The organism is Klebsiella sp. 141198, from assembly GCF_050600785.1.
Classification (GTDB): domain Bacteria; phylum Pseudomonadota; class Gammaproteobacteria; order Enterobacterales; family Enterobacteriaceae; genus Klebsiella; species Klebsiella aerogenes.
Window position 1 is genome coordinate 414,769 of record NZ_JAQIRM010000001.1, and the last position, 19,378, is coordinate 434,146.

The 19,378-nt window shown below is 53.2% G+C and carries 22 protein-coding genes; 9 read left to right on the forward strand and 13 right to left on the reverse strand.

The features are described 5' to 3' along the window. Positions 1 to 234: 234 nt before the first annotated feature. Positions 235 to 1,419 carry a purine nucleoside transporter PunC gene (gene punC, locus PGR10_RS02000; protein ID WP_308958302.1) on the reverse strand — a complete coding sequence of 395 codons (1,185 nt, stop codon included), beginning with the start codon at positions 1,417 to 1,419 and terminating at the stop codon, positions 235 to 237. 112 nt (positions 1,420 to 1,531) lie between these two features. Here punC and punR point away from each other — a divergent pair, with 112 nt between their 5' ends. Beyond that, positions 1,532 to 2,443, forward strand: a complete 912-nt coding sequence (gene punR / locus PGR10_RS02005) for a DNA-binding transcriptional activator PunR (RefSeq protein WP_087858468.1) — start codon at positions 1,532 to 1,534, stop codon at positions 2,441 to 2,443. A gap of 19 nt (positions 2,444 to 2,462) precedes the next feature. On the opposite strand, the gene purR is transcribed toward punR, so the two are convergent. Next, positions 2,463 to 3,488 carry an HTH-type transcriptional repressor PurR gene (purR, locus tag PGR10_RS02010; RefSeq protein WP_015366884.1) on the reverse strand — a complete coding sequence of 342 codons (1,026 nt, stop codon included), beginning with the start codon at positions 3,486 to 3,488 and terminating at the stop codon, positions 2,463 to 2,465. Between the two features lie 295 nt (positions 3,489 to 3,783). On the opposite strand from purR, the gene PGR10_RS02015 reads away from it, so the two are divergent. After that, positions 3,784 to 3,873, forward strand: a complete 90-nt coding sequence (locus tag PGR10_RS02015) for a YnhF family membrane protein (protein WP_032705726.1) — start codon at positions 3,784 to 3,786, stop codon at positions 3,871 to 3,873. Positions 3,874 to 4,032: 159 nt separating this feature from the next. Beyond that, entirely contained in the window at positions 4,033 to 5,199 is a 1,167-nt protein-coding gene (locus PGR10_RS02020; protein WP_087858469.1) for an MFS transporter, read from the forward strand. Between the two features lie 49 nt (positions 5,200 to 5,248). Here the strand turns inward: PGR10_RS02020 and sodB are convergent, their stop codons facing one another. Continuing rightward, a complete protein-coding gene (gene sodB / locus PGR10_RS02025; RefSeq protein ID WP_015366881.1) occupies positions 5,249 to 5,830 on the reverse strand; it encodes a superoxide dismutase [Fe] in 582 nt (193 codons plus the stop codon). 478 nt (positions 5,831 to 6,308) lie between these two features. On the opposite strand from sodB, the gene PGR10_RS02030 reads away from it, so the two are divergent. Continuing rightward, on the forward strand, positions 6,309 to 6,764 hold the full coding sequence (locus PGR10_RS02030; RefSeq protein ID WP_087858470.1) for a helix-turn-helix domain-containing protein: 456 nt from the start codon (positions 6,309 to 6,311) through the stop codon (positions 6,762 to 6,764). On the opposite strand, the gene PGR10_RS02035 is transcribed toward PGR10_RS02030, so the two are convergent. Further along, positions 6,761 to 7,636: a C40 family peptidase gene (locus PGR10_RS02035; RefSeq protein WP_087858471.1), complete on the reverse strand. Its 876-nt coding sequence runs from the start codon at positions 7,634 to 7,636 to the stop codon at positions 6,761 to 6,763. The two genes, PGR10_RS02030 and PGR10_RS02035, sit on opposite strands and share 4 nt — an antisense overlap. A 339-nt stretch (positions 7,637 to 7,975) precedes the next feature. Here PGR10_RS02035 and PGR10_RS02040 point away from each other — a divergent pair, with 339 nt between their 5' ends. Beyond that, complete coding sequence (locus PGR10_RS02040) at positions 7,976 to 8,323, forward strand: Grx4 family monothiol glutaredoxin (protein ID WP_045392486.1); 348 nt, start codon at positions 7,976 to 7,978, stop codon at positions 8,321 to 8,323. A 52-nt stretch (positions 8,324 to 8,375) separates the two neighbouring features. On the opposite strand, the gene rnt is transcribed toward PGR10_RS02040, so the two are convergent. The 4 genes from rnt to PGR10_RS02060 all read right to left on the reverse strand — a co-directional run bounded on the left by rnt (position 8,376) and on the right by PGR10_RS02060 (position 11,362). Continuing rightward, positions 8,376 to 9,020: a ribonuclease T gene (gene rnt, locus PGR10_RS02045; protein WP_047040933.1), complete on the reverse strand. Its 645-nt coding sequence runs from the start codon at positions 9,018 to 9,020 to the stop codon at positions 8,376 to 8,378. A gap of 104 nt (positions 9,021 to 9,124) precedes the next feature. Beyond that, a complete protein-coding gene (gloA, locus tag PGR10_RS02050; RefSeq protein WP_045373539.1) occupies positions 9,125 to 9,532 on the reverse strand; it encodes a lactoylglutathione lyase in 408 nt (135 codons plus the stop codon). 79 nt (positions 9,533 to 9,611) lie between these two features. Next, on the reverse strand, positions 9,612 to 10,709 hold the full coding sequence (locus PGR10_RS02055; protein ID WP_015366875.1) for an alkene reductase: 1,098 nt from the start codon (positions 10,707 to 10,709) through the stop codon (positions 9,612 to 9,614). A 53-nt stretch (positions 10,710 to 10,762) separates the two neighbouring features. Then, positions 10,763 to 11,362: a TetR/AcrR family transcriptional regulator gene (locus PGR10_RS02060; protein WP_045392477.1), complete on the reverse strand. Its 600-nt coding sequence runs from the start codon at positions 11,360 to 11,362 to the stop codon at positions 10,763 to 10,765. Between the two features lie 137 nt (positions 11,363 to 11,499). On the opposite strand from PGR10_RS02060, the gene PGR10_RS02065 reads away from it, so the two are divergent. The 3 genes from PGR10_RS02065 to sodC all read left to right on the forward strand — a co-directional run bounded on the left by PGR10_RS02065 (position 11,500) and on the right by sodC (position 13,276). Further along, on the forward strand, positions 11,500 to 11,739 hold the full coding sequence (locus PGR10_RS02065) for a DUF1289 domain-containing protein (RefSeq protein WP_087858472.1): 240 nt from the start codon (positions 11,500 to 11,502) through the stop codon (positions 11,737 to 11,739). A gap of 48 nt (positions 11,740 to 11,787) precedes the next feature. Next, a complete protein-coding gene (locus PGR10_RS02070; protein ID WP_430922830.1) occupies positions 11,788 to 12,684 on the forward strand; it encodes an aldo/keto reductase in 897 nt (298 codons plus the stop codon). 70 nt (positions 12,685 to 12,754) lie between these two features. Further along, positions 12,755 to 13,276 (forward strand): superoxide dismutase [Cu-Zn] SodC, encoded by a 522-nt coding sequence (sodC, locus tag PGR10_RS02075; protein ID WP_113374668.1) that lies wholly within the window; start codon positions 12,755 to 12,757, stop codon positions 13,274 to 13,276. On the opposite strand, the gene PGR10_RS02080 is transcribed toward sodC, so the two are convergent. From PGR10_RS02080 to PGR10_RS02090, 3 genes are read right to left on the reverse strand one after another with little or no spacing between them, the layout of a single operon-like run. Beyond that, entirely contained in the window at positions 13,269 to 15,293 is a 2,025-nt protein-coding gene (locus tag PGR10_RS02080) for an FUSC family protein (protein ID WP_430922831.1), read from the reverse strand. The two genes, sodC and PGR10_RS02080, sit on opposite strands and share 8 nt — an antisense overlap. Beyond that, the gene (locus tag PGR10_RS02085) at positions 15,293 to 16,189 is read right to left on the reverse strand and encodes an efflux RND transporter periplasmic adaptor subunit (RefSeq protein WP_213317649.1); all 897 of its coding nucleotides are present in this window, start codon (positions 16,187 to 16,189) and stop codon (positions 15,293 to 15,295) included. Before PGR10_RS02085 ends, PGR10_RS02080 begins: the two co-directional genes overlap by 1 nt. A 10-nt stretch (positions 16,190 to 16,199) precedes the next feature. Further along, positions 16,200 to 16,436: a DUF1656 domain-containing protein gene (locus PGR10_RS02090; protein ID WP_015366868.1), complete on the reverse strand. Its 237-nt coding sequence runs from the start codon at positions 16,434 to 16,436 to the stop codon at positions 16,200 to 16,202. Between the two features lie 172 nt (positions 16,437 to 16,608). Here PGR10_RS02090 and slyA point away from each other — a divergent pair, with 172 nt between their 5' ends. Then, entirely contained in the window at positions 16,609 to 17,049 is a 441-nt protein-coding gene (gene slyA, locus PGR10_RS02095; protein ID WP_087858477.1) for a transcriptional regulator SlyA, read from the forward strand. Positions 17,050 to 17,086: 37 nt separating this feature from the next. Here the strand turns inward: slyA and PGR10_RS02100 are convergent, their stop codons facing one another. Together PGR10_RS02100 and slyB are read right to left on the reverse strand one after the other, a co-directional pair. Beyond that, positions 17,087 to 18,442, reverse strand: a complete 1,356-nt coding sequence (locus tag PGR10_RS02100; RefSeq protein ID WP_430922833.1) for a sensor domain-containing diguanylate cyclase — start codon at positions 18,440 to 18,442, stop codon at positions 17,087 to 17,089. Positions 18,443 to 18,661: 219 nt separating this feature from the next. After that, positions 18,662 to 19,129 (reverse strand): outer membrane lipoprotein SlyB, encoded by a 468-nt coding sequence (gene slyB, locus PGR10_RS02105; protein ID WP_045392464.1) that lies wholly within the window; start codon positions 19,127 to 19,129, stop codon positions 18,662 to 18,664. Positions 19,130 to 19,378 lie beyond the last annotated feature (249 nt).

Below are 19,378 nucleotides of genomic sequence, written 5' to 3' on the forward strand. Positions count from 1 at the left end.
GAGAAATCTCACGAAAAAATCGTGAGGGTGCTATCCGACGTAGAACAGAGGAAGGGAGATAACCCTTGCCGAAAGGCCTTCCATGGTGAAACGGGCTGCTTCCTGCCCCCGTTAATATCTAAAAAACTTTCTATTTATGTGATGCCGGATCCAGTATAGGCCGCTAAAAACCGCCTTTCAATAAAAATATATTAGCAGGCTAATGACTGGTCCGGGATTTCCTTTAAAAAATCATCAAGCGTGAGAGGATTCGTTCACTAACTGCACGCGTCGTTGCTGCATCCAGAAACCGATGCCTGCCAGGACGATGGAAATCAACATCACGCTGGTGGTGGTCAGAAGCGGAGTGGCGATAAGGCTTGATACCAGCAGGCTTGCCAGGAAGCACAGGCCAAGCTGCAGCGTATTCTGCAGGGCGGCGGCGCGGCCGGTCGCTTGTGGAAAAGGTTTCAGCGCCTGGGCGACGACGATAGGGTAAATACCGCCATTCACAATCGCCATGATGCAAAACGGAATCATTAGCGCAACCAGCGACGGATGAGCCTGCATTCCGGCAAGCCAGGTCGCCGCCACGCTCAGCGCAAAAACAACCAGCAGCCAGGGCAGCATCTGATGACCCTGCCATTTTTGCAGCGCCGCGCGGCAGCCGTAACCGCCGATCAGGAAGGCAATAGTTTGCGGCACGTAGCTGAGACCAATCACCGTTGGGCCATAACCCATTTCATGAAGGATAAACGGCGAGCCGGTGAGCCAGGCGAAGAAGCTGGCGGAACACGCCGCATAAATGAGCACGTTACCGCTATATTCACGTGAACGCAGCAGGGCCATAAAGGTGAGTTTTTGCGGCGTTTCGCCAGCAGGTTTGACCACCGCCTTCAGACGAAAAGCCGGCAGCATCAACAGTAAGGTGATAGCGAACAGGGTGGCGAAAATAGCCTGCCATTCCAGATGAACTAACAGCCAGCTGCCGAGTAACGGCGCCAGCGCCGGAGAGAGCCCGACCAGCGGCATGATCGTCGCGAAAATGCGGTTGGTGCGCTGGGCTGGATAGTAGTCGGTCACCATCGCCTGCCAGGTCACCGCGGCGGCGCATACGCCAATCGCCTGGACAAAACGCAGTACCAGCATCAGCGTCGCGTCGCGTACCCACAGCATCCCAAGACAGCCAAGAGCGAAGATAGCCAGCCCGGCGAGCAGAATCGGTTTTCGGCCATAGCGGTCCGACAACGGCCCCCAGAACAGCTGGCCGAGCGCGAAGCCCGCGAGGAATAAGCTCAGGCTGGCGCTAACCGATGCGGCAGAGGTGTTGAGGTCTTGCTGAATGGCGGCAAAAGCCGGTAGATACATGTCGGTGGCCAGAAAGCCAAGCACGCTCAGGCCGCCCAGCCACACTAAAAATCCTTTCCCAGGTTGTTGCATAACGTTCTCTTTCTACTGATGCAGGTACGATGCCGCAGAGTGTAGGGAGTGTAATCCGCCTTGTGAAACGCTATTATTTGTCACATGCATTCAAAAATTTTGCAGGCAGAATATGTGGTCTGAATATTCCTTAGAAGTGGTTGATGCTGTAGCGCGTAACGGAAGTTTCAGCGCCGCGGCGCAGGAGTTGCACCGCGTACCTTCGGCGGTGAGCTATACGGTGCGACAACTGGAGGAGTGGCTTGCGGTTCCGCTGTTTGAACGCCGCCACCGTGATGTTGAACTAACCCCCGCCGGGCACTGGTTTTTGCAGGAAGGGCGTTCTGTTATCAAAAAAATGCAGATCACCCGCCAGCAGTGCCAGCAGATTGCTAACGGCTGGCGTGGCCAGTTGTCCATCGCGGTGGACGATATCGTTAAACCCGCGCGTATGCGCCAGATGATCGTTGATTTTTATCGCCATTTTAGCGATGTCGAACTGATCGTTTTTCAGGAAGTTTTCAACGGCGTCTGGGATGCGTTAGCCGATGGACGGGTAGAATTAGCTATCGGCGCGACGCGTTCGATTCCGGTGGGCGGGCGTTACGCTTTCCGCGATATGGGGATGCTGAACTGGCACTGTGTCGTTGCCAGTAGCCATCCGCTGGCGCAGATGGATGGGCCGCTCAGCGATGATGTGTTGCGCAACTGGCCGTCCCTGGTGCGCGAAGATACCTCGCGCTCGTTGCCGAAGCGCACAACCTGGCTGCTGGATAACCAGAAGCGGGTAGTGGTGCCGGACTGGGAATCTTCAGCCACCTGTCTTTCTGCGGGATTATGCGTCGGGATGGTGCCTGGCCATTTCGCCCGCCCGCATATCGATAGCGGGGAGTGGACGGCCTTGACGTTGGAAAACCCATTCCCGGATGCTGCCTGCTGCCTGACCTGGCAACAAAGCGATGCTTCACCCGCTTTAAGCTGGCTGCTTGACTATCTTGGCGACAGCGAAACGTTGAATCGGGAGTGGTTGCGGGCGCCGGAATAACCGGCGCCGGAGGAGGGCGTTAGCGGCGATAATCGACGAACGGGCCGTCGGCTACCGAGCGGCGCTCGATAAGACGTGGATGCACCTCGATGGACTGCGACTCTTCACGTTTATTAACGATACGATCGAGCAGCATATTGAATGCCGCTTCCCCGAGCGAGTCCTTGGGTTGATGTATTGTGGTCAGCGCCGGGCTGAAGTAGCGAGCGTTACGCACGTTATCATACCCGATCAGCGAAATGTCCTGCGGCACGCGCAGGCCCATTTCGTCGGCGGCGCAGATAGCGCCCATAGCCATGATGTCGCCGCCGCAGAACACGGCGGTTGGGCGATGCTGCTGATTAAGGATCTGCTGCATGGCGCGGTAGCCGGATTCCGGTTCAAAGTCGCCCTGCACAATCCAGTTTTCCGGCACATTGATATGCGCTTCTTTCATTGCCTGCATGAAGCCTGCCAGGCGTCCGGCGCCGGTGTTGCGTTCAAGCGGGCCCGGAATAACGCCAATTTCGCGGTGGCCGCGTTCAATCAGGTAACGGCCGGCGATATAGCCGCCTTCAAAGGCATTATCGATAACCGAGTCGGTAAAGTCCGCCTTGGCTTCGCCCCAGTCCATCACCACCATCGGAATATGACGATACTCTTCCAGCATGCTGAGTACGGACTCCGGGTACTCGGAACACATCACCAGCAGGCCGTCGACGCGCTTTTGCGCCATCATCGACAAGTAGGCGCGCTGTTTTTCCGGATCGTTCCAGGCGTTGCCCAGAATCAGGGTATAGCCTTTCTGGAAACAGCTCTTTTCTACGGATTCGATAATTTCAGCGAAATAGGCCGCTTCGCTGCTGGTGGCCAGCAAACCGATCGATTTAGTGTGATTGACTTTCAGGCTGCGAGCCACGGCGCTTGGCGAATAGTGGAGTTCTTTAATTGCCGCCCACACCGCATTGCGCGTCTCTTCCGCCACGAAACGGGTTTTGTTAATCACATGTGATACAGTTGTAGTGGAAACGTTTGCGCGTTTCGCTACATCTTTAATAGTTGCCATTACTTCTCACTCCAGACCTTGACCTGATCGTCTGATTATCGATACGTAAACGTTTGCCTATACACACCCTGTATACAATGCTCAACATTGCAACACCTGGGAAAACGACACAGAACGACAGGAAGGGGTCAATGGCCGATACGCTTTCAAATTAGCGTGGGATTTTGTCCTATCTCGAAGCAAAGGGGAAGAGCAAAAATGTGCATCACTCTAAATCCGGGAAGATTTTTGCATATTTTTGTGCAAAAATGAGCAAGCTCACTTTCTATGTGGGGATAATCAGGGGAGAAAATTGATGGACACAAATTTAAAGTTTTCGCTGACAACGACGGTTATTGTTTTGGGTCTGATCGTCGCCGCCGCGTTGACCGCGGTACTGCACTGATTCCAGCAGGGAGGGGGCTTCCCCTCCCATCCCGCCATTATTAGCAAATCTGCAAAAATCTTTTGTCATTTCGTTTACTTCTGTTTTTCTGTGATTGATGTCATGCTTTTGGCTTCTGATGTAATGCCGAGTCCTGAATCGGCCTGATGGAGTCTCTGAATGAAAATCAACTTTCCCTTACTCGCGTTGGCGATCGGTGCCTTTGGTATCGGTACCACCGAGTTTTCCCCGATGGGATTACTGCCGGTTATCGCCAAAGGCGTAGATGTTTCTATTCCGGCCGCGGGGATGCTGATTAGCGCCTATGCCATTGGCGTGATGGTCGGCGCGCCGTTAATGACGTTACTGCTGTCGCATCGCGCTCGCCGCAATGCATTGATCTTCCTGATGGGGATCTTCACCCTCGGCAACGTGCTCTCTTCAATTGCGCCGGATTACACGACGCTACTGCTGTCGCGTATTATCACCAGCCTCAATCATGGCGCGTTCTTCGGCCTCGGCTCGGTCGTTGCCGCAAGCGTGGTGCCAAAACACAAACAGGCCAGTGCGGTCGCGACCATGTTTATGGGGCTGACCATTGCCAATATCGGCGGCGTACCGGCGGCTACCTGGCTTGGCGAAACCATCGGCTGGCGAATGTCTTTCCTCGCCACGGCGGGTCTGGGATTAATTGCGATGGTCAGCCTGTGGTTCTCCCTGCCGAAGGGTAGCGCCGGCGAGCGTCCGAACGTGAAGCGCGAGCTGTCGGTGTTGATGCGTCCTCAGGTACTCTCCGCGCTGTTGACCACCGTGCTGGGCGCCGGGGCGATGTTCACGCTGTATACCTACATTTCTCCGGTACTGCATACCATTACCAATGCTTCACCGCTGTTTGTTACCGCCATGCTGGTATTAATCGGCGTCGGTTTCTCACTTGGCAACTATCTGGGCGGTAAATTTGCCGACCGTTCAGTCTCCGGAACGTTGAAAGGGTTCCTGTTGTTACTGATTGCCATCATGTTGGCCATTCCGCTGCTGGCGCAATCGCAGTTGGGTGCTGCCGTCAGCATGGTCGTGTGGGGCGCGGCAACCTTCGCGGTGGTTCCGCCGCTGCAGATGCGCGTAATGCGCGTGGCGCACGAAGCGCCGGGTTTGTCATCGTCGGTGAATATTGGCGCTTTTAACCTCGGTAACGCGTTGGGTGCGGCGGCGGGCGGCGCGGTGATTTCCGGCGGTCTCGGTTATGCTTTTGTGCCGGTAATGGGGGCGATTATTGCCGGGCTGGCGTTGGCGGTAGTGCTGTTTGGCGGGCGTTCTCAACCAGAAGAAGCGTTAGCGAATCACTAAGTTGTACTAAGAAAAAACCGCAGCGGGGCAAGCCTGCTGCGGTTTTGTTTTATGCTGCCAGGTTGGCGGCAACAAATTTCCAGTTTACCAGCGCCCAGAAGTGTTCCAGATAATTAGGACGGGCATTGCGGTAGTCGATGTAGTAGGCGTGTTCCCAGACATCAACGGTCAGCAGCGGCGTCGCATCGGTAGTCAGCGGAGTGCCGGCGTTGCTGGTGGAGACGATAGCCAGGCTGCCGTCTGCGTTTTTAACAAGCCAGGTCCAGCCTGCGCCGAAGTTTTTCGCCGCGGCATCGGTGAATTTCGCTTTAAAATCAGCGAAGCTACCGAAAGATTTGTTAATCGCTGCGGCCAGTTCGCCTTCCGGCTCACCGCCGGCGTTCGGCGCCAGGCAGTTCCAGTAGAAAGTGTGGTTCCAGACCTGCGCTGCGTTATTGAAAACGCCGCCTTCAGAAGAGCGAACGATCTCTTCCAGAGATTTGCCTTCAAAAGCGGTGCCTTTGATCAGGTTGTTGAGGTTGGTCACATAGGCCTGGTGATGCTTACCGTAATGGTATTCCAGGGTTTCTGCGGAAATGTGCGGCGCCAGGGCGTCTTTTGCATATGGTAATGCAGGTAATTCGAACGACATTGCTACTCTCCTTATAACTTTTTGTTTTTTCTCACATTAATTAGGTGAATGTTCACCTGAATATCGTATCTACTGTGTAACGCTGTCGCGAGTGTTACATGTTATTGTGTTGAGAATGTTAACATTTGCTGAAGTCAGTTAAAAGACTTACAACAACAAAGGTTATTCATTGCTAACGCGACTGATTAAGCCTTCGCCAGTCTGGCGCATGACGAGCGATATGATTCGCAAAGTCCCCATCGACGCTCCTGCATACGACTAAAACGCTGCATATCCTCACCGCTTGTTATCTTTTTAAAATGCGATAAATCATTAGCTTGTTAGCATTATGCGTAATAGGAATGACTTTCATGCCCAATAATCATTGGGATCTATTTTAATTGTATGACAAATATAATTGTCTCTGCAGGCAACGGACCTCGGAGTAAGAAATCGTTATTGAACAAGCATAAAGCTCATAATTGATGGATGAAAAGAGATGGCGCACAAACATGAAATGGTCAGCGGACATATTATCCCGATCGTCATAGATATTATCGAATGGATCGAAGACAACATTTTTACCGCGCTCCCCGTTACCGCGATCTCGAGGAAATCGGGTTATTCGCACTGGTACTTTCAGCGCCAGTTTGCGCTGATTACCGGTTATACGCTGGGAACGTATGTTAGCCGACGCAAAATGACTATTGCCGCCGGCATTCTCAAACAGACGAAGGATTCGGCGTTGAGTATCTCATTGCTGCTCGGGTTTGAAGGCCAGGCGACATTCTGCCGTACTTTCCGTCGTCATTTTGGTATGTCGCCGACCAGTTATCGCCGCCACCCCGCGCAACTGGAGGAGCGAATGCAGTATCCGCTGAATCTGGAAGAGGGGGGGGATGTACAGAAGAGCGGTTTGCCGGCGCAGCGGCAAACCGAGGCCAGCGTCTCTTAACGAATGGTTTTTGGCGTCATTACGCGGCGCGCGCCGACGTAGTGGCGAACCCAATAATCTTCGCTTAAGGAGGTTATCTGAATATCACGACCGGTACGCGGCGACTGGATAAACTTACCGTTTCCAACGTAAACGCCTACGTGGTCGGCGGTGCCGCGTCCACGGGTACGGAAGAAGACCAGGTCGCCGCTTTGCAGTTCATCGCGGTCAACCGGCCGGGCATCGCGCAGGTGGTACATTTCGTTAGCGGTGCGCGGAATATGAATTTTTACCAGATCTTTATAGGCGTAATAAACCAGCCCGCTGCAGTCGAAACCGGTACGCGGTGAGGAGCCTCCCCAGCGATAAGGCTTGCCCAGCTGATCCATGAGTTTATTCATTGCGGTACTTTGCGCTTTTTGCACGCGGGCTTTGTGTGCGTCGGCAATCGTCAGATTCGGCTCGTCGACAACGGGCTTACAGCGTTTTTTGTAGCCTTTACGCACTACGCATTTGCTTTTCACGTTGTTCAACGCCAGCGTCGATGCTTCGCCGGATTTTACCGTTTTCGCACACTGTTTTTTATAACCTTTGCGCAACACGCATTTTTTGGTGGCGCCGGCGGCTTGACGATTAAGCGCGGTTTGGCTTGCTGCGGTAGTGCGGGTAGGGAGCTTAGAGCTGGAGGTTTTTTTACGGGTAGTTTTAGCGGTGGATTTGGATTTATTCTGTGCCGCTTTCTTCTTACGCTCGGCGGTGGAGCCTTTTGCCGGATGCGCCTTCGGCGTAGCCGAAGCGTGCGTATGCCCTGAAGCATGCGCCAATGGCGTAAGCGAGATAGATGTAAACAGTAATGCACAGAGCGATATCGCGATTTTATTGAGCCGCGCCACTGAGCAATCCCCTGATTAAATTACAGACATATACTAATGCCTGACGGTGAATGACAAACCGGAATGATTCTAAAGCATAAAAAGCCAGAAAGTTAATACTCTTTTGTATCTAAAATGTCGTTTGGTTAACGATTGCAAAAAAATAAGTCAGAGAATCGCCGCTGCGTACAAAAAATGCGCAATCCGCCCCGCACTGACGTCGCAAAGTGATATTTTTAAGGCAACTTCAGACGACAGAAGATAAAATGTGGCGAGTGAAAAAAATGTTATTATCGGTCCTGCGTCCAGGACGCTACAATGACAAATTACTGCCGTAAAGATGTTTAAGGAAGCACGACAATGAGCACCACTTTAGAAACAATCCAACGTCAAATCGCTGAAAACCCGATCCTGCTGTATATGAAAGGTTCTCCGAAGCTGCCGAGCTGCGGTTTCTCCGCTCAGGCAGTACAGGCGCTTTCCGCTTGCGGCGAACGTTTTGCCTACGTGGACATCCTGCAGAATCCGGATATCCGCGCTGAATTACCGAAATACGCTAACTGGCCGACCTTCCCGCAGCTGTGGGTTGACGGCGAACTGGTTGGCGGTTGCGACATCATCATCGAAATGTATCAGCGCGGCGAACTGCAGCAGCTGATCAAAGAAACGGCAGCCAAGCACAGCGCTGACGAGCCGAAAGCAGAGTAATTCTTTGCAGCAAAGAAAAAGCGACTTCCCCGGAAGTCGCTTTTTTTATCGCTTATGCTTCAAGCGCAGGTAAGGGCCAACCGCCAAGGCGCTTCCAGCGGTTGACGATTTCGCAGAATAGCTGGGCGGTTTGCTCGGTATCATACAACGCAGAATGAGCCTTGCTGCCATCAAACTCCATTCCCGCGGCAATGCAGGCTTTAGACAATACCGTTTGCCCTAAGGCCAACCCGCTCAGCGCGGCGGTATCGAAGGTCACGAAAGGATGGAACGGGTTGCGTTTCAACCCGGCGCGCTCGGCGGCGGCCATCGTAAAGCTATGATCGAAAGTCGCATTATGCGCCACCATAATCGCGCGGCTACAATCGCTCTCTTTCATCCCTTTGCGGACCATTTTAAAAATGGCGTGCAGCGCATCGTATTCGCTTATCGCGCCGCGCTCAGGATCGTTTGGGTTAATTCCATTGAAAGCCAGCGCTTCCGGCTGCAGGTTGGCCCCTTCGAAGGGAGCCACGTGAAAATGCAGCGTTTCGTCCGGCATCAGCCAGCCCTGCTCATCCATCTTCAACGTAATAGCGGCGATCTCCAGCAGGGCGTCGGTTTTGGCATTAAACCCGGCGGTCTCAACATCAATCACCACTGGGTAAAAACCGCGAAAACGGCCGCACAGACCATTAAGTTGAGCGTTCTCGGACATCAGATTCTCTTAGCTGGAAAAAAGTAGCGCGCATTATGGCAAATTTTGCCGCGGCTTGCAGCAGGTAGGGATAAAACATCGGGCGCGAACGCGCCCGAATTAACTTAGTTGCCGAGACCTTTTCCGGCATCTTTCTCTTCGATCAGCTCAATTTTGTAGCCGTCCGGATCTTCAACAAAGGCGATAACCGTGCTGCCGCCTTTCACCGGGCCGGCCTCGCGAGTGACGTTGCCGCCGTTCTGGCGAATACGTTCGCAGGCTTCCGCCGCGTTGTCGACGCTCAGCGCAATATGGCCATAGGCGGTACCGAGCTCGTAGCTATCCACGCCCCAGTTATAGGTCAGTTCGATAACCGCGGTATCGCTCTCTTCGCCGTAGCCGACGAAAGCCAGCGAGTATTTATATTCAGGGTTTTCGCTGGTACGCAGCAGCTTCATGCCCAGCACGTTGGTATAAAACTCGATAGAACGTTGCAGGTCGCCAACGCGCAGCATGGTGTGAAGTAAGCGCATAATTTCCCCTATGCAGTTTGTTTTGATACATCAGAGTCTTGAGTATAGCGGCGTTGGTACGCCGCTATCAATGGAGGGATTACAGGGTTGGATAATCGGTATAACCTTCCGCGCCGCCGCCGTAGAAGCTTTCCGGGCGCTGCGGGTTTAGCGCCGCTTTCTTCTGCAGACGGGCCACCAGATCCGGGTTGGCGATGTAATCGCGGCCAAAGGCCACGGCATCGATCAGCCCTTTATTAATAAGGTCGTTGGCTTTCTCCACCGTATAGGCGCCAGCGCCGATAATCGCGCCAGGGAAACGATCGCGGACTTTCTGACGGAATTCGTCGCTATACGGCTGGCCGCCGGCCCAGTCTGGTTCGGACATGTGCAGATAAGCGATACCGCGTTTTGCCAGTTGCTCAATAAGATAGAGCGCATCGGCTTCTTCGTTCGGGCCGTTATCGACGTTCTGGAAACTACCGATTGGCGACACGCGGATACCGATACGGTCGGCGCTCCACTCTTTGCTGACGGCATCGACCACTTCGAGCACCAAGCGGGCGCGGTTCTCAACGCTGCCGCCGTACTGGTCGGTACGCTGGTTAGAAGAAGGCGACAGGAACTGGTGCAGCAGATAACCGTGCGCGGAGTGCAGCTCTACCAGATCGAATCCGACATCACGGGCATTGCCTACCGCCTGACGGAAATCATCAACGATGCCTGGGATTTCGTCCGTTTCCAGCGCGCGCGGCATTGACGTATCAACGCGAATCGCATGGCCGTTTTCATCACGCAGCGAAGTACGCGTGCCTGCGCTCAGTGCCGATGGCGCGACCGGCGCTGCGCCGCCCGGTTGCAGGCTGTTATGGGAAATCCGCCCGGTGTGCCACAGTTGCACGGCGATATGACCGTTTTCAGCATGAACGCCAGCGGTGATTTTTTGCCATGCGGCCATTTGCTCTGCGCTATGCAGGCCCGGCGCGCCGGCATAACCTTTCGCTTGGGCGGAAATTTGCGTCGCTTCGGTGATAATCAGGCCGGAGCTGGCGCGCTGACGATAGTACTCAGCCATCAGCGGAGTAGGGATGTCGCCAGGTTCGATGCTGCGCAGACGGGTCAGCGGAGCCATAAATACGCGGTTAGGTACGGTCACCGCACCGACTTTTAACGGGCTGAACAATTTAGATTCTGACATAATGACTCCTGAGTAGACCGGTCGTCTTGTAACTGGTTAAATAAAAACGCCTGTTAAACCGCAGGCGCTGCAATGATCTGTTTGGCGTGAGCAAGAGCGCTTTCCAGCGGCGTTGCGCTACGCGTAATTTTGGCCTGTAGATTGGCCCCCAACCACAACGAGTACAGCACCTGTGAAAGGGTGATAGCTTCCCCCTCAAACAGCAGGCTACCCTCCAGACGGCCTTTTTCCAGTGCTTCGCCCAATAGGGCGATAATCTGACTGGCGCCTTTATCCATGGCGGTACGCATATCTTCCGACAGGTCGCACACTTCCGCCGACAGCTTCACGGTTAAGCAGCCGCTGATAATGCCCTGTTGGCAAAACTGATTCAGCGTGTGCTGATAGTAGGCCAGCAATCGGTCGCGGTAGTTGCCTTCGCCATGGTCGAAGTGGTCAACCAGGCGCTGCAGATAGCCGGTGTAGTGATGTTCAAGCAACGCGACGCCGAAGGCTTCTTTTGAGCGAAAGTAATGATAGAAAGAGCCTTTCGGCACTTCCGCCGTTTTCAGAAGTTCACTTAAGCCCATTCCGGTAAAACCACGATGCATGCATAGTTGTTCGCCGGTGACGAGGATGTGTTCTCGGGTATCGCATTCGCTGTGTCTGTTCATGCGGCACACTGTAGTAGACCGATTGGTCTAATGCAAGCAAAATGATCATTCTGCGAGGATAACAAACTAACAAAAGTTGCGCGCGAGCGGCAGAGCGTCTTCAATGAGAAGCAGAGAGAACAAACAGGAGATCGGTTGTGGCAGAGCAGCTTGAGTTTTTCCCGGTACAAAGTCCGTGTCGGGGAATATGTCAGTCCGATGAACGCGGGTATTGCCGTGGCTGTTTTCGTAGCCGTGATGAGCGCTTCAACTGGCAAAAACTGAGCGATGCGCAAAAACAAGAGGTTCTGCGCCTGTGCCGTCAGCGATTACTGCGTAAAATTCGAGCGGCTAAGCCGGAGCCGGCGGAAGAACCGCAGCAACCCTCACTGTTTTGAAGATAAATATGCGTATACTCAGAGCACTTTTTTGTCGAGGAAGCGTTTATGGTTCAGCGTATTGCTATGGCTCCGCAGGGGCCGGAATTTTCACGTTTTGTTATGGGTTACTGGCGGCTAATGGACTGGAATATGTCCGCCGAGGCGCTGGTCGGCTTTATTGAGCAGCACCTGGATCTGGGAATTACTACCGTCGACCACGCCGATATCTACGGCGATTATCAATGCGAATCTGCCTTTGGCGAAGCGCTTAAACGAGCTCCGCATCTACGTAGCCGAATGGAAATCGTCAGCAAATGCGGCATTGCTACCAAAGCGCGTGCGGAAAATACCATTGGCCACTATATTACTGACCGTGACCATATCATTCTCAGCGCCGAGCAATCCCTGCGCAACCTGGCGACCGATCATCTCGATTTACTGCTGATTCACCGCCCGGATCCATTGATGGATGCCGACGAGGTCGCTGAGGCTTTCCTCGCGCTACATCATAGTGGGAAAGTGCGCCACTTTGGCGTGTCTAACTTTACGCCGGCGCAGTTTACGCTTTTACAATCGCGCCTGCCTTTCACCCTGGCGACTAACCAGGTCGAGCTCTCGCCGGTATATCAGCCGCTGCTGCTTGACGGCACCCTCGATCAACTGCAGCAGCTACGCATTCACCCGATGGCCTGGTCCTGCCTCGGCGGCGGACGCCTGTTCAACGACGAGAGCTTCCAGCCGCTGCGCGACGAACTGGCACAAATTGCCCAGGAGCTTAACGCCGAAAGCATCGAACAGGTAGTTTACGCGTGGGTGTTGCGCCTGCCGTCGAAACCGTTGCCGATTATCGGCTCGGGGAAAATCGAGCGCGTGCGCTCGGCGATTGTCGCGGAAAAACTGCATATGACGCGCCAGCAGTGGTTCCGCATTCGCAAAGCGGCGCTGGGATACGACGTCCCATAAGCCAGATTACGCCTCCGGATGCCGCTGCCTGGTTTACACTTATCAGGGAAACAGCCAATCCGGAGGTGTTATGCAACGATGTTTACTCGCTATTTTCACTCTCGCATTTTGCGCTGGCGCTCAGGCCGCCAGTGAAGATGTCACCCTCAATCTTGTCACCAGCCAAAGCGTTGGCCAGGCCGTCGGCAGCGTTAAAATTACTGAAACCGACAGGGGACTCGAATTTGCTCCTGATTTACGCGCGTTACCGCCGGGTAAACACGGTTTTCATATTCATGCTGAAGGGAGCTGCCAGCCGGCGATAAAAGACGGTAAAGCGGTCGCCGCCGGCGCGGCGGGCGGGCATTTCGACCCGCAACATACCGGCAAACATGAAGGGCCATTAGGGGCGGGGCATCTCGGCGATCTCCCTCTGCTGGTGGTGAACGACGATGGCGTGGCTAATCAACCAGTTATTGCCCCGCGCCTGAAAACGCTCGCGGAAGTGAAGGGCAAAGCGCTGATGGTGCATGTCGGCGGCGATAATATGGCCGATAGCCCGCAGCCGCTGGGCGGCGGCGGCGAGCGTTTTGCCTGCGGGGTGATTAAGTAGCCCGTTCGGTAATGGTGCCGGCAATCGGCGCTTGTTCTAATTGCGATAGCGAGCAGTATAACCGCCAGATAATCGCCGCCAGCTCTTTAGCCGCCGGCTGATGATGGTGATTAAGGGTGTCGCAAATCCGCTGCAGTTCCAGCAACGTCGAGGCAAGTGGGCGTTGCTGGACGCCGCGTTCGCTCATGACGTCGCGTAGCAGGCTAATACACAAGTCGCGCACTTGTGAAAGCGGATCGGAGCGTGTCTCCCAATCACGTAGTTGCCACACGACATGCGAGCAGTTGAGCAGCACCACGCCCCAGCGCAGCAGCCAACGTCGCGCCAGCGCGTCCTGGCTGCTGCTTAACTGGCTAATGTGGTGATACACCAGTGACTCAAATTCGTGCTCGCTATGCTGCGGGCGGCGGCTCAGCTGATCGACGAAGTGACGCCGTAACGCACGAATATGGCGGCGGCTTTTCCGCGCATCCGAACCGGGACTGATAATCGCAAAGGCAAGCCATGCAAGACCGACGCCGATGATTTTGCTGAGATTATCATTAAGAAACGAGGCGAAGTCATAGACCGGAGGGTTGGTGACCGAAATAAACGATCCCATAAAGACGATTAACTGCCCCCATAGCCCTGCGAACTTCGGCATTTGAAGTTTTAATAATTGCATGGTGGTGAGCAGCGGGAACAGAAACAGTAAAAACTGCCACAGGTCGGTTATCTGCACCATTAAGCCAAACTTCACCACAAAGCTGAACAGCGACAACAGCACCAGGGTACGCATCAATAAGGTGAGCGATTTAAAAGGCGAAGGCGACACCGAGTACAGTACGCAGCTAATGGCGGCAAGGGTGAGCGCGGCGGCGCAGGCCTGCCATTGGGTGCTGATGCCCCAGGCACCCACGGCCACCAACGCGCAGAAGGTACGCAAGCCGTTCCATAACGCTTCCGCCTGATCGGTATGGCGCGACAGCGCGGGCGCCGAAGGGACATTGAACACCGTGATAGCGCTGGCGTTCTCGATGCGGCGGATCCAGCGGCTGCTTTCGAGATAGATACGACAGAAATAACGCAGCCGTTTCCAGAACGCCAGATGGCGATAGTCGGCGTTAGGGCCGGGGGCTAGCGGCACCAGAATTCGCGCCACGCTATAAACATTTGCGTGCGGATTGGCGAGCTCGCTAAGTAACGTTTCCAGCACCGCCCGCGTATTACCAGGCGCATCCGGCCAGTTCAATAACATTCGCCGCAGGCTGGAGATGACGCTGGTCATTCGCAACTGCTGGTGTAGCAGATAATTCAGCAAGGGGTTCTGCCGTCTGAAACGATAATGGCTCCAGAAGGCCTGGATACGCAGCAGATTCATGGTCAGGATCTGGCCGATGACGCTTTCATGAGCGCTACGAATCGCATCGGTGGTTTCCGGCACCCACAGCAGGCTGGCATGCTCTAATAATCGGGAGTGCATATTCTTCAGTGCCGTCAGCAGCGTGACGCCATCCGAGGTACTGGGCAGGATCATCATCATGAACCCGCCGGACAATATCCCCACAATCACTTCACAGACACGCGACTGAGCGATAGTCCACAGTTCATTCGCGTCGGTAACATTAATAACCGGGAAGGCGATAATGGCGCAGGTATAGCCTGCCAGCTGAAAGGCGTAAGCGACATTATTGGTAAACATCGCACAGGCCCAGGTACAGAGCGCAATCCAGGCTGAGATACTGAATAGGAATAGCCAGGGGTCATTAAGGGTATGGCCGGCCAGTAGCAGGGCGGCGCAGGCGCCGAGCAGGCTGCCGGCGATACGGCCAAAGCTCTTACTGATAACGCCGCCGACGGTCGGGAAGCTGACTACCGCGGCCGAGGTCATCGCCCAGTAAGGCTCATCAAGGTCCAACGCATAGGCGATGCTGAGCGCCAGACACATGGCAATACCGTTGCGCAATGCGTAGCGCCATTGCGGGCGACTGGCCTTAAACCACGGCAGTGATTGCCAGCGCAGAGCCTGCAGCTTCATTATTGTCCGCCAATTGACACGGTACAGGTGGTACCTGAAACCAACGTGACATCCGCAGGGAGTTTATCGAACTCGATACGTACCGGTACGCGTTGCGCAAGGCGTACCCATGGAATGTTGGGTTTAATATTAGCGACCAGCGCCGAACCGCCTTCAACGCTCTGGTCAACGATGGCGCGGCCGATACTGGAGACGTGACCTTGTAACGTTTGTTTGCTGCTATAGAGAACGACCTGAGCGCTATCACCTTCGCGGATGTGACGTAGTTTGGTCTCTTCAAAATAACCCAGGACATAGAAAGAGTGGCTGTCGACAAGGGCAAATACGGGATGGCCGACGGAGGCGTAATCCCCGACCCGCGTTGACAAATTAGTTATCCAGCCATCAACCGGGGCTTTAACCACGGTTTGCGCCAGCTGCCACTGCGCATGCTCCAGCGCGGCTTGCGCCACGCCAACGACCGCTTTAGCCGCCTCATAAGTCGTATTGGCGGTATTCAGGGCGGTATTGACGGTTTCCATATCTTCAGCGGAGATGAAGTTTTGCGACAGACTGCGGCGGCGAGTAACGTCGCTGGCGGCTTTAGTCTGCTCGGCTTTGGCTTTTGCCAGTTCGGCTTTGGCTTTTGCCAACTGCGCTTGTGCGTTTAATACCGAGATGCGATACGGCGTATCGTCAATACGGAACAGCACGTCGCCGGCTTTGACCAATTGGTTATCTTTAACATTCAACTGCAAAATACTGCCGGAAATCTGCGGGGTGATACCGACCTGTTCGGCGCGAATTTTGCCATCGCGCGTCCACGGAGACTGGGTGTAGTAGTTCCATACCAGCCAGGCGGCGATAATCGCAATGGCGGCAATAATTAAGGTTGAGAGATATTTTAGTTTCTTCATGAAATGAGCATCACAAGAGAGTCAGGAGAACCAGCGCCAGGCAAACGGCCAGCGCAAACAGGGAAAGGTCCATCAGCAGGGGATGCCAGATTTCGCCGGCATACATCCAGTCGCGTAGCTGACGATGAACGATTAACCAGATAAAGAAACCAAGCACGACGGCTTTAAATAACGGGGGAAAATAGATAGAAGCGCCGAACACCAGGTCCTGTAGCGACAATCCGGGAGTGTTAAGACTCAGTTTCACAAGCAAAAATCCTTTGCCGTTGCAGGGATAATGTTCTTGGTGATGAATTAGTTCACATTGTAAATCATTGTCTTGAATTTAGTGAATCAAGTAATTCATTTGTTTTGGTAATTTAAATGCTGCACACTATTCTAAAAGCAGTATAATAACTTAGCAAGCTAATTATAAGGAGATGAAATTGGAATCGCCACTTGGTTCTGATCTGGCACGTTTGGTACGCGTTTGGCGCGCGCTGATCGACCATCGCCTGAAACCTCTGGAGTTAACGCAGACGCACTGGGTCACGCTGCATAACATTCATCAGCTACCTCCTGAGCAGTCGCAAATCCAGCTGGCCAAGGCCATTGGTATCGAACAGCCCTCTTTGGTGCGCACGCTGGATCAACTGGAGGAGAAAGGGCTCATTTCTCGCCAGACTTGTGCAAACGATCGCCGGGCGAAACGTATTAAGTTAACGGAAAAGGCTGAACCGCTGATCAATGAAATGGAAGCGGTGATTGGCAAAACGCGTGATGAAATCCTTGCGGGTGTCTCAAAGCAGGAAGTCGAAACGCTACTCAACTTAATCCGTAAACTTGAAAACAATATCCTCGATCTTCAGGCAAAAGACTAGCCGGGAAAAGGGCTTTGCGTTCGCAAAGCCCTTTCTATTATTCCTGCCAGACCACCACGCGGTCGCGGCCACCGTTTTTCGCCGCGTACATAGCCGTATCCGCGCGCTTGACGCATTCCTCAGCCCCAATGCTTGAGCTTGTAACGGTGTAAACACCCATGCTAATGGTCATTCGTTCCGGCAGCGATGTCTGTCCGGCGCTGACCATCTGACGAATTCGCTCGGCTATCGCCAGCGCATCATCAGCATGGGTATTTACCAGCAGCAGGGCGAACTCTTCGCCGCCGATGCGCGCGGCAATATCATCATGGCGCACGTGCGTCCGTAATACGTCGGCGGTAAACTGAATCACCTTGTCACCCTGAACATGACCGTAGTTGTCGTTGATACGCTTAAAGTGGTCGAGATCGCTGACGATAACCGACAGCGGTTGTGTTGCTGAAACTTGCGGCAGCAGACCGTTGAGCGTGTCGTAAAAGTAGCTGCGGTTGTACAGTCTGGTCAGCGGATCGCGGATAGAGTTCTGATATGAATTGATGTATTTATTGTTAGAGTCGCGATAGAGAAGAAAAACGTCGCTTAACAGGACGAACAGCATAAATAAGGTACTTAAGGTTTCGAACAGGCGTGCCTGATTCCATGCGATGATATGTTGGCTATTTGTCGCTGTGAGTAATACGTTTAGCGTAAACAAATAGGCGGCGCAGAAAAATGCCCCGCTGTACCAGAATATATTTCTTAGCCGGGTGAGAGTAACCAATAATACCAATGTCACTACCCAGACTAAAAAAAGCAACCAGCCCATCCAGTTATGCCATAACGGAGTAAAAGTGCTGGTGAGATCGTCGATGAAATCGATGCTTAATAATGGACTATTACTGGAATGTAGCCACGACAAAATAAGAATGATAGCACTAAAAAGAAAACACCCCGTCAGTACTATAGTATGTGCGCCGGACGCTTGATTAAGATACTGACGAAAACGGTATATAACAATAGCGGTGATGAACAACACCGCCATCAGGATATTACGGAATGAATAAAAGATCAGTGCGTCATTTTGTTTAACAATATATTCGCTGTTGTACAATAGCCAGCCGGGATAGCTGCTCAGGGTACCCAGCATCAGCAGGGCGGAGCTGGCAAAGGCGATGGCGATAGGCATTAGATACAGGCGGTTTTTATCACACCAATATTTCATGCTCATGAAACAGGCAATAGTAATATGAAAAATCATTAATATTATTGTCAACAAAGGAAAAAGTGGTGATGAAGTCGTAGGAATACGATTAACGACTGAATGAGATAGTAAATCAATCGTAATAATTGCCAGGCTGCAGGCAAAGATATAAGCAAATAAGCGGTGCGATAACCGGTTTAAATTCAGAGGCACAGGCAAACTCCCGCGATAAAAGGGCGGATAAAAACGACGCGCTGGTCGCTAAATGAAAAACATCTTCAGGCTAACGAATTAATCAACGGGAAATATTGCGCAAACGCAAGTTGCTGTGCAGAAACATCAATAATATTGATATATGTATGATGAATGTTTTGGTGATAAATAATGAATCTGGGGAATTAATGCGGCCAATTAAGGCCGCATTAGGGAGGCTTAACGCGGGGAAACCGTCACTTGACTACCGCTGCCGGCAATGGCTACGCGCTGGCCGACGGAGAACGGGGTGCTGCCCTGTTTCTGAACCACCATGATGGTATTACCGTCATCTTTGCGGATCTCCAGCTCAACGCCCTGCGTTTTGTTCATCGCGCCCTGTACGCCCTGACCGGCTACGCCGCCGGCAACCGCGCCTGCAGCAGTTGCAAGAGAACGACCGGTACCGCCGCCGATGGTATTACCAAGGAAGCCGCCGAGTACCGCGCCGCCAATCGCGCCGATAGCATTGCTGTCATCGCCGCTTTGGATCTGGACCGCACGGGTATGTACGATGGTACCGTAGGTCACGCTTTGCACCTGCTTGGCTTCTGATGCTGTGTAAACATCGCCGGATAGACCGCTGCTGCTGACGCAACCCGCCAGGGTTAAGCCAATCATCGAGACAGCCAAAACACGTAAAATCATTTATGAATCTCCTGTGTACCAAAATGTTCCAGTGAACTTCCATGTGGTCAATTATATGGCATTTAAGCGTTCGCTGGCATAGCTTCCTTATGGACTGTTTAAAAATAATAAGGTTCGCTTTAACGACGGATAAACGTAAGTACTTTACATAACAAATTGTCGCGGCAGAACTATTGTTAAAAAGTATTAGTGCGCCATAGCATTGCACGCTGCTTTATGATGCACTGATGGCACTGCAAAAGTCATGGA

Bases quoted from the DNA above. Each gene is read 5' to 3' on its own strand.
- punC (WP_308958302.1), bottom strand. From the start codon at position 1,419: ATGCAACAACCTGGGAAAGGATTTTTAGTGTGGCTGGGCGGCCTGAGC.
- punR (WP_087858468.1), top strand. From the start codon at position 1,532: ATGTGGTCTGAATATTCCTTAGAAGTGGTTGATGCTGTAGCGCGTAAC.
- purR (WP_015366884.1), bottom strand. From the start codon at position 3,488: ATGGCAACTATTAAAGATGTAGCGAAACGCGCAAACGTTTCCACTACA.
- PGR10_RS02015 (WP_032705726.1), top strand. From the start codon at position 3,784: ATGGACACAAATTTAAAGTTTTCGCTGACAACGACGGTTATTGTTTTG.
- PGR10_RS02020 (WP_087858469.1), top strand. From the start codon at position 4,033: ATGAAAATCAACTTTCCCTTACTCGCGTTGGCGATCGGTGCCTTTGGT.
- sodB (WP_015366881.1), bottom strand. From the start codon at position 5,830: ATGTCGTTCGAATTACCTGCATTACCATATGCAAAAGACGCCCTGGCG.
- PGR10_RS02030 (WP_087858470.1), top strand. From the start codon at position 6,309: ATGGCGCACAAACATGAAATGGTCAGCGGACATATTATCCCGATCGTC.
- PGR10_RS02040 (WP_045392486.1), top strand. From the start codon at position 7,976: ATGAGCACCACTTTAGAAACAATCCAACGTCAAATCGCTGAAAACCCG.
- rnt (WP_047040933.1), bottom strand. From the start codon at position 9,020: ATGTCCGAGAACGCTCAACTTAATGGTCTGTGCGGCCGTTTTCGCGGT.
- gloA (WP_045373539.1), bottom strand. From the start codon at position 9,532: ATGCGCTTACTTCACACCATGCTGCGCGTTGGCGACCTGCAACGTTCT.
- PGR10_RS02055 (WP_015366875.1), bottom strand. From the start codon at position 10,709: ATGTCAGAATCTAAATTGTTCAGCCCGTTAAAAGTCGGTGCGGTGACC.
- PGR10_RS02060 (WP_045392477.1), bottom strand. From the start codon at position 11,362: ATGAACAGACACAGCGAATGCGATACCCGAGAACACATCCTCGTCACC.
- PGR10_RS02070 (WP_430922830.1), top strand. From the start codon at position 11,788: ATGGTTCAGCGTATTGCTATGGCTCCGCAGGGGCCGGAATTTTCACGT.
- sodC (WP_113374668.1), top strand. From the start codon at position 12,755: ATGCAACGATGTTTACTCGCTATTTTCACTCTCGCATTTTGCGCTGGC.
- PGR10_RS02080 (WP_430922831.1), bottom strand. From the start codon at position 15,293: ATGAAGCTGCAGGCTCTGCGCTGGCAATCACTGCCGTGGTTTAAGGCC.
- PGR10_RS02085 (WP_213317649.1), bottom strand. From the start codon at position 16,189: ATGAAGAAACTAAAATATCTCTCAACCTTAATTATTGCCGCCATTGCG.
- slyA (WP_087858477.1), top strand. From the start codon at position 16,609: ATGAAATTGGAATCGCCACTTGGTTCTGATCTGGCACGTTTGGTACGC.
- slyB (WP_045392464.1), bottom strand. From the start codon at position 19,129: ATGATTTTACGTGTTTTGGCTGTCTCGATGATTGGCTTAACCCTGGCG.